5 protein-coding genes and 2 pseudogenes are annotated in these 11,539 nt (G+C 69.9%); 5 read left to right on the top strand and 2 right to left on the bottom strand.

Features of this window, described 5'->3' with window-relative positions; all coding sequences use genetic code 11:
- Both ABZ951_RS16525 and ABZ951_RS16520 read left to right on the top strand, forming a co-directional pair.
- A pseudogene (locus ABZ951_RS16525) lies at positions 1-99 on the top strand (IS481 family transposase); the annotation flags it as partial.
- Between the two features lie 376 nt (positions 100-475).
- Entirely contained in the window at positions 476-721 is a 246-nt protein-coding gene (locus ABZ951_RS16520; RefSeq protein WP_344090789.1) for a hypothetical protein, read from the top strand.
- Positions 722-836: 115 nt separating this feature from the next.
- Here the strand turns inward: ABZ951_RS16520 and ABZ951_RS16515 are convergent.
- Positions 837-1,169, bottom strand: a pseudogene (locus ABZ951_RS16515) (transposase family protein); the annotation flags it as partial.
- A 146-nt stretch (positions 1,170-1,315) separates the two neighbouring features.
- Here ABZ951_RS16515 and ABZ951_RS16510 point away from each other — a divergent pair.
- From ABZ951_RS16510 to ABZ951_RS16500, 3 genes are all read left to right on the top strand, one after another.
- A complete protein-coding gene (locus tag ABZ951_RS16510) occupies positions 1,316-1,876 on the top strand; it encodes a DUF4240 domain-containing protein (RefSeq protein WP_344090791.1) in 561 nt (186 codons plus the stop codon).
- Positions 1,873-2,406: a CbrC family protein gene (locus tag ABZ951_RS16505; RefSeq protein ID WP_344090796.1), complete on the top strand. Its 534-nt coding sequence runs from the start codon at positions 1,873-1,875 to the stop codon at positions 2,404-2,406. Before ABZ951_RS16510 ends, ABZ951_RS16505 begins: the two co-directional genes overlap by 4 nt.
- 590 nt (positions 2,407-2,996) lie before the next feature.
- Positions 2,997-3,458 carry a hypothetical protein gene (locus ABZ951_RS16500; protein WP_344090799.1) on the top strand — a complete coding sequence of 154 codons (462 nt, stop codon included), beginning with the start codon at positions 2,997-2,999 and terminating at the stop codon, positions 3,456-3,458.
- Positions 3,459-3,732: 274 nt separating this feature from the next.
- Here the strand turns inward: ABZ951_RS16500 and ABZ951_RS16495 are convergent, their stop codons facing one another.
- Positions 3,733-11,475 (bottom strand): SDR family NAD(P)-dependent oxidoreductase, encoded by a 7,743-nt coding sequence (locus tag ABZ951_RS16495; RefSeq protein WP_344090801.1) that lies wholly within the window; start codon positions 11,473-11,475, stop codon positions 3,733-3,735.
- Between the last annotated feature and the right edge of the window lie 64 nt (positions 11,476-11,539).

Below are 11,539 nucleotides of genomic sequence, written 5' to 3'. Positions count from 1 at the left end.
TTTCCCGACTGGCTGGACTGGTACAACTACCACCGACCCCACACCGGCATCGACGGCCACCCACCAGCCAGCCGCGTCACCAACCTGTCCGAACAACACAAGCTAGGGCCGGCGCTACGGTCGCGCGGCCCGGCTCGGCAAGAACCCCTCCCGGCCCAAGACCCGGATCAAAGAGACCGGCGAGGATGTCCGCCTGCTCCTGCGCTACGTCCACCGCTACCTGCTCGCCCTCCGCGACGGCGAGCAGGTCCAGGCCCTACGCCAGATATTCGTGTAGAACTACCTGATCGATGCCCAGGACCGCCCGAAGTGGCGGGAGGCGAAGGACGCTGGCCTGCCGCCCTCGGCGGTTGCCATCGTGTCGCCCTACGACGTGAGTGCCCGCTAAGCGCGCCGGGGCGAGACCCGCTGGAAGGGCTTGCTGGCTCACGTTACCGAGACCTGTGACCCGGGCACACCGAGCGTGATCACGGATGTGACCACCACCAAGGCCGCCGTCCACGACAGCAAAGCCCTCCCCGGCATCCTGGCCAACCTGGAACACCGGGACCTGCTATCGAAGGAGCACTTCGTCGACGGCGGCTACCTCTCCGTCGCGCTGAAGCCGGGCGCGCAGCAGAGTGCGCACCAACCGCCAAGCACCGCTCCAGCTCTCCTTGGTCGTGACGGCGTCCAGCCGCTGGCTGATGTAGGCCGACTGCGTGAGCGCGCCCTCAGGTGAGCGGGGCAGGACTCGCAGTTCACCAGGGAGCTGCCCGCGACTACGGCGCCCTTTCCAACCTCACGGTGATGTGCGGTGGAGGATGAGTACGGCTTTCACGATGTCGGTGATCCGGTCGGGCGATCGGCAGGAGCGTTCCGTCGAGGATCACGAAAGCCAGTCGGCTCGCAGTCCGCATGTCCTCGGCCAGGCTCGGCGCGAGCGCGGCCAGCACCTCTATCGCCTCGCGGATGCAGCGGTAGACCGTCGCGGTTCCGATGCCGAACCCGGCGGCGAGTTGGGCGTCGGTGTCGCCGCAGCGCAGGTGGTCGAGAACCAGCAGGGCCTGACGGCCCGCCGTGATGCGCCGCCATCGGGTGCCGATCTCGCGGCGGCGGGCAGCCAGGTGCTGAGCGAAGTCACGAAGGTGCCTCGTCGACAGATTGATCACCGATCGGTAAACATGCACACGAAGCTCCCGGACGGCTCGAGTGATCTTGGTCGTGAACCCGTCTACCAGGAGCTTCGTCAGTTCGTACAGCCCCGCCAACCGCCAGCCTCACCGTCAGGTTGGAAAGGGCTCACTGTCAGTGGTTCATGGCACAGTCATCCGATATGAACACGGACACGTTCTGGCAGCTCATCGACACCGCCCGCGCAGCCGATGCGCCGCTGCAGGAAGCACTGACCGATCTGCTGGTTGCGCAAGGCGAGGAGCAGGTCCTGGCCTTCGAGGTCTGCATGGGCAGGTTGGACACGGTGATCGATCGGTGGGACGTATGGGCGGCCGGCTATCTCGTCTGCGGCGGCTGCTCGGACGACTCCTTCATGGACTTCAAAGCAGGCCTCATCAGCCTGGGTCGCACCTGGTACGAACGCGTGGCCCGCTGCCCTGACGATCTCGCCGAGCACCCCGACATCCAGCACGCGTTCGCCACCGGTGTCGGAGAGGCTGTTTTCTGCGAAGAGATGGGCTACGTAACCGCGGCCGCCTGGGAGCGCCTCACCAGTAACAGGGACAGCTTCTATCCCGCCCTCGACCACTACCGCGTCGGCCATGGCGTGAGAAACCAAGACCACGACATGGGCCAGGGCTTCGACTTTGACAATGCGGACGAGATGCGCCAGCGGCTGCCTCAGCTGGCCGCCCTCTACCTCGAAGGGGTCCAGCGGTGAGCCTGCCGCTGCCGTCGTTCCGGTACCACCCTGATCCCGTCACCACCGGCGCGATCGCGGCGAGCGGCGAGGTGTGCGTCTGCTGCGGGCAGACGCACGGATGGCTCTACACCTTGGGTTTGTACACCGAGCAGGAGGTGCCGGGCCGGGTCTGCCCATGGTGCATCGCCGACGGCTCCGCGGCGGAACGGTTCGACGGCGAGTTCGTCGACGCGTACGGGCTGGACGAGGTGTCCTATGAGGTGCTGCAGGAAGTCACCCGCCGCACACCCGCCTTCTCCGCGTGGCAGGATCCCCGCTGGCTCGTCCACTGCCACGATGCCGCCGCCTTTCTTGGTGAAGTCGGCTACACCGAACTCGCCGGGCACCCGGAAGCCCTCGACCAGCTCCGCACCGACCTACGCATGGGCGGCTGGCACAACGCCGACCAGCTCGAGGAATTCCTACGCAGCCTCGGCGACGGTGCGAGCGCCATGCTCTTCCGGTGCACGATCTGCGGCCGCCATCTTGTCTACACCGACGCCTCATGAACACGTAGAAGCGCTATCGCTCAGGAAACTGCACCACCACGGCAGCCACTCGTCACCACGACGACACCATGATCACAGCAGCCCGATGCCATCGCCCGCCACGTCCGCCCAGGTCGTCAGGCCACTCCCCCAACTGTGACACCCCATACGGTCCGGCGACAAAAACACTCAGATTCGTAAACCCTTCAAAAAGAGGGACACTCATCGCAGCCGAGGCCGCCCGAAAACTCCGTGCGAGGCAGGTGCTCGTCCTGGTCCCGACCCTGCCGCCCATAACCGGAGCACCGGGCCAGGGCGCCGGAGCTACGATCGAGGCAAGTCCCCGCTCTGCTGTAGGCGGACGTTGACGGCCTTGAATCCCGACCGTCGTCCTCCTGCAATAGCCTTGAGTGACACCCCCGTGTCGTACCGGCTGTGAAGGCGTTGTCCAGGGTGTGAATATCACACGTGCCATCCTTCCGGTTAGGCGAGGCCGTTCCCCTCGCGCTCTGTCCCTCGCTCTAGGGGCCGCCCTCGCGCTGTCCCTTCCCACAGCGTCCTCCCACGGTGCGGCCCTGCCGGACAAGGTGGCCGAGGGGCGGCCGTGCGAGGTGCGCGGCGTCGCGGAGCAGGCCGCCGAGGAGCTGAAGCGGTGCGGCCAGACCGCGTTCGACGCGCTTTTCGCGCAGGCTCCCGCGGGAGGGATGCCCTACGGGCCCATGCGTGGCCAGTTGCTGAGGTGCGGCCCGTGCGGACAACCGGTCACCGACCGGGCACTCGGCCTGCTGGCCGGCGCGGTCTGGCACGGCAAGGTCTTCCACACCGACCGGCGTGGGGGGCACCTGTACCAGATCGTCGGCCCCGGTCTGCGGGTCATCCGGGGCGAGGTCGGCTATGCCACCCACCCGGACGACGGCCGCGAGGCCATCCGCATTGAGTATCCGCACGACACGGGCGGGATGATCACAGACTGGCTGCGAGAGGTGCGGCCGGGCGTATACGCGGGAGTGGTGACACTGACCGAGCCGGGCTTCCAGCCATGGCGTGTCGCGGATTTCGTGCTCTACCGCTGACGCGACCGATAGCGCCCCAGCGATGCCTGCTTTCTTGTCTCCGCCCGGTACGTCCGTTCGTGACCCGCCAACGGTGTGTGGCATGTCCGGCAGGGCGTGGGAGTGTGTGCATGATGCGGCGGCGAAGGCCCCCCCAGCCGGGCGGCCCAGGACGGCGACGGTACTGCCAGCGTGGCCCCCCTTTGGCTGTCAGTCCCAGCAGTCCCTGGCGGCATAGGTCAGGATACGAGTTCTCCAGCCTGTCATCGGTTGGCGATGACCCGTGGTTCCGTTGTCATTGCTGAGCGGTTTGCGGGGTTTCCTCGGGAGTCGGCTGTTGGGGTACGAGGGCGTGGTCGGCGGCAGGGCCCGGGGCCGGTGTGGCAGCGGTTTCCTGGGCCGACTGGCCCAGGCCGAGGCGCAGGTGGAGGATCTGGGCGAGGTCTGCGACGGTGCCGTTGCTGCGCAGCAGTTCCATCGGGGGGATTTCGACGCCGAAGCGCTGTCGTAGCGAGAGCAGGAGTTCCGCGCCCATCAGGGAGTCCATGCCGTATTCGTCGAGTCTGCGGTGGTGATCCAGCTGCGCGTGGTCCATGTGCAGGACCTCGGCGATCAGTTTGGCCAGGCTGTCGGCGATGAAGGCCAGTGCTTCCTCGCCGGTCACCCGGCCGGCGGTGCGGAGCAGTTCCTCCACCGTGAGGCCGTCGTGCTCGCTCCGGGCCGGGACCAGGTCCCGCAGGCGGGCCCGGCCGAACACCGGCAGCAGCGCGGCGGCGCGTGCGAAGTCGGTGCGCGAGAGGAAGGCGACGTCGGCGCGATCGGCGAGCAGCGCCTCACCGGCCGCGAACGCCTCGGACGGAGTGATCGGCTCCAGGCCCAGTGCGCGGAGGGAGTTCTCCAGGCCGTGACGGGCGACATAGCCTGTTTCGCTGATGGCTCCCCAGGCGATCGCGGTCGCGGGAGAACCGGACTGCCGGCGGCGGCGTGCCAGGGCTTCGAGGTAGAGGTTGCCGGCGGCGTAGGGGGCCTGCCTAATGTTCCCGCACGTGGCGCTCACGGAGGAGTGGAGCAGGAACAGGTCGCATTCCCGGCCCCGGGTGAGCAGGTCCAGCACGGCCGCGCCGCCCACTTTCGGTGCCAGGACGGCGGCGAAGCGTTCGGGTTCCAGATCAGCGAGGAGGTCGTCGTCGAGGTGCATGGCGCAGTGCACCGCGCCCCGCAGCGGATGCCCGCTGAGGTCGATCTCGCGCACGACGGCCCGCATGGTATTCACATCCGTGGCGTCGGCCGGGTGCGCGGTCGCGGTCACCCCTCGGGCGGCGAGGCGAGAGAGAACATCGGCGGCTTCCGGCGCGTCGGCGCCGCGTCGGCTGACCAGTGCCAGGTGACGGGCACCGAGATCGGCGAGCCACTGTGCCGTGGCGGCTCCGAATCCGCTCGTACCGCCGGTGACGAGGTAGGTGCCCTCGGGGTCGAGCCGGAAGGGCCGCGGGCGTGGCGTGACCAGCGGGGGCTCGTCCAGCGGGTCGAAGGCGACGACGACCTTCCCGATGTGCCGGGAATGCTGGAGGAGGCGGAAGGCCTCCTCGACGCGGGCGGCCGGGTAGACGCTGTGCGGGAGGGGGTGGCAGGTGCCGCGCAGGACGGTCTCGTTGACCTCGGTGAGCAACGCATCGATCATCCGGGCGTCGTCCATGACCTTCATGAGGTCCACGCCGAAGAAGGCGATGTTGTTGGCGAAGGGGTGCAGACGCAGCGGCTTGTTCTCGTGGATGTCGCGCTTGCCGAGTTCGACGAAGCGCCCTCCGGGGCGCAGCAGCTCCAGGCCGCGGGTGATCGCCTCGCCTGCGAGGGAGTTGAGTACGATGTCCACGCCCTTGCCGCCGGTGATCTCCTCGATCCGGTGGGTGAAGTCGAGGGTGCGGGAGTCCAGGACGTGCTCGATGCCCAGGCGGCGCAGGAGCGTGCGTTTGAAATCGGTGCCGGCTGTGGCGATCACACGGGCGCCGTACGCCTTGGCGTATTGGAGGGCGGCCAGGCCCACTCCGCCGGCCGCGCCGTGCACCAGGACCGTTTCGCCGGGTTGCATACGGGCGAGGGTGACGAGTCCGTAGTGGACGGTGGCGAAGGCTACGGGCATGGTCGCGGCCTCGGCGAAGGTCATGTGGTCAGGGATGGGCCAGAGTCCCCGTGCGTCGGTGACCGTATGCGACGACAGGGAGCCGGCCGCCAGAGCGACGACCCGGTCGCCGGGCTTGACCCGGCTCACCGCGGGGCCGCAGGCAGTGACGATACCGGCACATTCGAACCCCAGGTCCGCGGGGCCGCGGTCGGGCCGGGTGCGGTCGATGGGCAGCAGCCCGACGGCCTGCATGATGTCGCGGTAGTTCAAGGCGGTGGCCCGCACCTCCACGGCCACTTGTCCGGGGCCCGGTTCGGCTGGTGCGGTCTCCTCCCAGGCCAGTTGGTAGGCCAGGCCGGGATTGCGCACCCGCAGGGCGAAGGACCGGGTGCCGTCGGCCGGGGCCGTGGACCGCTCCACCTGACGTGGGACGAACCGGTCCCGGGCCGTCAGCACGATCTCGTCCTCGTCGGTGGGCTCCAGAAGCTCGCGCACCAGGCGCCGGGCATCGGACGCTACGTTCTCGGTCCGGTGCAGGCTGACGCGCCGGGAGTCCAGGTCAGGTTGCTCGTTGAACAGGCAGCGGGCCACTCCCCAGGGGATGGCATCGGCCGCGTCGGTGATCTCCCCGAGTGCGGGGACGGCCCCGGCAGGCCGCGTCACCAGCCACAGCTCGGTGCGGACACCGTGGGGCAGTCGCCGGCGGGCATTCAGAAGCGAACGCAGCGTCTGCGCGCGCCGGGTGGCTCTTGCTACCAGCTCGCCGGGGTCGGTCTGCGGGGCGTGCCCGAGAATGAGGGTGACGCAGACCGTCCCGGCGGGCGATGCCTCTTCGGTGAAGCGGCCCTCGAAGGAAAGGAGCGGGTCCCAGTCGGTCGCTTCGGGGCCCTCGGTCACCGAGCGCACGAGGCAGTCTCCGTGACCGGTCAGGATCTCGGTCACGGCTTGCGCCAGGTGCTCTTCGTCCGGTGTTTCGCCCACGACCAGGTAGGCGGTGTCCGGCCTGGAATCGGGCAGCGGGGGCGGCTCCTCGGGCCGGGTAGCGGCGCCGACGGCGGCGAGGATGACGGAGAACTGGTCACGGGCCGGTGCCCTGTGTTCACCGGTCTGTACGACCTCGGTGTATCCGCACCGCTTCAGCAAGGCGGGCCACTTCTCGCGCGGCAGGAGCACGGAATGCGGGCGGAGAGCGGTGTCGGTGTTGCCGAAGAAGCTGTCCAGCGTTCCGAAGACGGGCAGCAGCAGCTCGGGGGCGTGGGACTCGACCGCCAGCAGCATGCCCCCGGGGGCCAGAAGGGTGGCGACATGGCGAAGAGCGGCTTCCAGGTCCTTAGCCGTATGCAGTGAGTTGGCCGCCACCACCAAATCGAAGCCGCCCGCGGGAAATCCCTGGCCGACGGGGTCGGCATCCAGGTCGAAGGTCTCGTAGCGTACGAAGTCGTAACCCTGGAAGCGTTTTTGGGCGCGGGAGAAGAAGAAGGGCGAGATGTCGCTGAAGCAATAGTGGGTGCGGTCCGGGGGCAACAGCGGCAGGAGAGCCGCGGTGGCCCCGCCCGTGCCGGCGCCGATCTCCAGCACGCGCAGGGTGCGGTCCTGGGGCCAGCGGCTCACCATCTCGCGCAGCAGGGCCTGTGCCAGACGGTGGTAGAAGCGACTGGACGGCGCGATGTCGTAGAGCTGCTCCAGGCTCCTCGCGACCGGTTCCCGGACCAGGACCTCCATGGCGTCCTCGGTGCCGCGCAGCACGTCGGCGAGATGCTCCATCTGATAAGTGATCAGGGCGCACAGAGTGATGTGGGCGGGCGCTTGGGCCAGACAGTGCTGGTGGAGGGCTTCGAGGTCCGGCCGTGTCGTGGACAGCCGCCATCGTTCCCCGTCCTCGGCCGCGAAGCCGTTGTCCCGCAGCATGGAGAGGGACAGGAGCAGCATGCGGCGGTGGCGTTCCTGTACACCGTGTTCCATCAGGTCGTCGAGTGTGAAGGGCTCGGCCGGGTCGGGCAGCATCTTGGCGATGACCGCCGCGATGTGCGCGGCTGTCCCGTGGTGGAGAAGGGGGATGTACTGGTCGCCCGTCTCCCGCCAGCCGGTGATGGCCTCGGCGATGCGGTGGCTCGCCGCCTCCTCGATGCGTCGTGGGGAGGGAAGAGGGCTGGGCGCGCAAGGGGTCTCGGGGTGCGGGGCGGCGCGCAGCACGGTCTGTTGCGTGAGGACGGGGAGGTGGTGGGGTGCCGTGAGGCGCCGAAGGCGGCAGCCGTCGAGCTGTGCGGTGACGGTGCCGTCCTCGTCCGCGAGGGTGATGTCCCAGCAGACTTCGTTGCCGGAGTGACCGCGTTCACGGACCCACACGAGTCCCGTGGTGGCCGGCGTGCTCCACACGCGTACGGCGGCGATCGAGGCGGGGAGGTAGGCCTGCCCCTCCGACAGGTGCTGGGCCAGCAGGGGTGCCCCGGCCTGCAGAGCGCCGTCAAGTACCGCCGGGTGCGCGGTGTACGGGTCGCCCGGAGTGCCGTGGTGATAGGTGGCGACGACCTGCCCGTCGCCGACCCGGAGGTGGCGAAGGACCTGGAACGCAGGGCCGTAGAGGAGACCTGCCGCCGCGCACGAGGCGTAGTGTTCCTTGCCTGCGATCAGTCGTGGGCATGCTTCGCGCATGGCGTCGACGTCCAAGGAAGCGGGCCGGCCCCGCAGGAGCGTCCGTACCTGTGCTCGGGCGTGCGGGCGGGGTGCGCCCGCCTGACCGTCCGTGCTCGTGATGGTCACAGCGCCGTCGTCCGGGCTCAGGGACACCTGGGTACGGACGCGGGAGGCGTCCGCCCAGGGCACCACCAGCGCGCTGACGATGTCGAGGTGTTCCGCCTCCGCCGGGCCGCCCAGCACGGCCCGGCCGGCGGCCAGTGCCATCTCCGCGAAGCCGGTGGCGGGCATGACGACCGAACCGGCGACCCGGTGATCGGCCAGCCACGGCACCAGGACGGGCTCGACGGCTCCTTCCCAGACCGGCAGCGGAGCGGGCAGCCGTTCGCCCAGCAGCGGGTGTTCGATCACACCACTGCCGCTCGAATGCACCCAGGCGTGAGGAGTGCCGTTCCAGTGCCGTTCCCGCTGCCAGGGGTAGGAGGGCAGGTCGGCGACGCGGCCGGGGCATGGGAAGTACCGGTCCCGGTCGAGAGAGGCGCCAGCGGCGATCAGGGCCGCGCACGCGGTGGACAGGGCCACCGGACCGTCGCCATGGCGGCGCAGGGTCGGCAGGACGACGACAGTCCGTCGGGGGCGGGTGGCGGCGCAGCGTCGCAGGTAGGTGCCGAGTGCGGCATGCGGACCGATCTCCAGGAGTACGTCCGCGCCGTCGTCCAGCGCTCGGTCGACCGCTTCCGCGAACCGCACCGGGCTGCGCACGTTGTGCCACCAGTACTGGGCGCCCAGATCCAGACCGCTCGCCCGCTTTCCGGTCACGGTGGAGTACAAGGGGGCGGTGAGCGGGGAGGGAACGAGGTCGGCCAGATGGGTAGTGAGGCGGTCTTCCAGGCGGTCCATAAAGCGGCTGTGGAAGGCGTAATCGAGCCCGAGGTCACGGAAGAACACGCCGCGCCGCTCCATATCGGCGCCGAATCCGGCCAGGTCCGCGGCGTCACCCGCGACCGTCACGTCCTGCGGGCTGTTGAAGCCGGCGATCTCCAGCCGGCCGTCCGAGGAGGCCAGCGCGTCCGCGGCCCGCTGGGGTGACAGGCCGGCCGCGGCCATCCGGCCGCAGCCGGCCGTGGCCGCCTGGGCCGCACTGCGCTCGGCGATCACCTGCGCCGCCTGCGACAAGGTGAGCGCGCCGGCGGTGTGAGCCGCGGCCACCTCACCCACGCTGTGGCCGAGCACCATGGCTGGCTGGACGCCCCGCGCCCGCAGCACGGCCACCACACCGAGCTGCACGGCGAAGAGCAGCGGTTGCGCGATCTCCGTGGCCGACAGGCGCCACTGCACGGGCGGGGCGGCCAGAGTCTCGATCACCGACCAGCCCAGGCGGGGTGTCAGCTCGGCGTCCACCAAGGCCATTGTCGATCGGAAGACCTCGTCCTGGGCGAGGAGGTCCGCACCCATCCCCGCCCACTGGGAGCCGTTCCCGGTGAAGACGAAGGCGACGCGGCCGCTCGTGACCGCTTCGGCCCGCGCGCCGGCCGCGGGCGGCTTCGTGCGATCCGCCGGGGTGGCCGCGGCCACTTCACGATCGCCGGCCGCCCCGGGACTCGCAGCCGCCGCGGTGCCCGCTGTTTCCGCACCGGCTCCCGGGGGCACGCCGGCCTCCGCGTCCCTGGGCCCGGCCGCCGCGTGGGAGGCACCGGGCCTGCCGGCCTCGGTGTCCCCGGCGAGGGCGGCGAACTGGCGGGCGGCCTCGGCGGGTGTGCGGGCCAGGACGGCGGCGCGGTGGTCGTGCTTGCCCCTGCGCAGGCACGAGGTATAGGCGATGTCGTAGAACTCCTCATCGGCGGCGTGGGCCAGCCGGTCCGCGATATCCGCCGCCGCCTGTGACAGGGCTTCCCCGGAGCGCGCGGAAACCACCACCGGCAGCCCCTCCCCCGGCGGCGCGCAGCCTGTCGGACCCAAGGCCGCGTCGGAAGGCCGCGGCGCGCAGGTGAGGACGGCGTGGGCGTTGGTGCCGCCGAATCCGTACGAGCTGACGCCCACAACGGGTCGTTCGACGCCGGGCAGAGAGCGGTTCTCGGTGGTCAGCGTCAGGCCGAGACCGGTGAAGTCGATGTCCGGGTGCGGCGGATCGGCGTGCAGGGACGTCGGCGCCATGCGGTGTTCGAGGACGAGCAGGGCCTTGCACAGCCCCGCCATGCCGGAGGCCGGTTCGAGGTGCCCAAGGTTGGTCTTCACCGAGCCGATGGGGAGTTCGCCCGTCACCCGGCGCATCCCCAGGGCCAGGCCGATGGCCTTGGCCTCCGCCGGGTCACCGACCGGGGTACCGGTGCCATGCGCCTCGAAATACACCAGCTCGTCCGGGTGTACCCCGGCCTCCGCGTAGACCTGGCGTAGCAGGTCCTCCTGCGCCTGAGGGTTGGGCAGGGCCAGGCCGACGGTCCGTCCGTCGCTGTTGACGCCGCTGCCCAGGATGACCGCACGGATGCGGTCGCCGTCGGCGAGGGCGTCCCGCAGTCGTTTGAGGAGCACGACCGCACCGCCCTCCGCTCGTACGAACCCGTCGGCATGGGCGGAGAAGGAGGCGCACCTGCCTCGCGGCGAGAGCATCGACGCCTGTGAGAACCCGACGTAGTGGAAGGGGCTGAGCAGGATGTTGGCTCCGCCGCACACAGCCGTGCGGCTGGCGCCCTCCCGCAGGGTGCGGCAGGCACGGTCCAGTGCGACCAGGGAGGAGGAGCAGGCGGTGTCGATGGTCATGCTGGGGCCACGCAGGTCGAAGGCGTGGGAGAGGCGGTTGGCCGCGATGGACGCCGCGGCCCCCGACATGGTGTATGCGTTGACGGAACGCAGCATCGACATCTGCAGGGCGCCGTAGGAGGTGTCGGAGACCCCGACGTACACGGCGGTGTCGGACCCGGCGAGCGCCGAGGGGTCAAGGGCCGCATCATCCATGGCCTCGGCGGTCAGTTCCAGCAGCAGCCGGTGCTGCGGATCCATGTGCGCCGCTTCCTTCGGCGAGATTCCGAAGTAGGCGGCGTCGAATCCGGCGATGTCCTTGAGGAACCCGCCCGCGAGGGTGTAGCTCTTGCCCACCCGGGGCATCGCGGTGTCGACGAACCGGTCGGTGTCAAACCGGTCCCGGGGCACCCGGCCGACCAGGTCCCTGCCCTGCTCCAAGGCACTCCACAGCTCATCGAGCCGGGAGATGCCACCGGGCAGGCGGCAGGCCACTCCTACGATGGCGATCGCTCGATCGGGGTCGCGTGCCTCGTCAGTGGTCATGCGCGTGCCCCTCCCCGTGATCCGGTGGCAGCGAAGGCCTCCGGCCCCTCTCACATGCTTGGGT

This window comes from Streptomyces sp. NPDC046215, from assembly GCF_040646215.1.
GTDB lineage: Bacteria > Actinomycetota > Actinomycetes > Streptomycetales > Streptomycetaceae > Streptomyces > Streptomyces stramineus.
The sequence above is the reverse complement of the archived record's forward strand: the minus strand, read 5'-3'. Positions and strand labels throughout refer to the sequence as shown.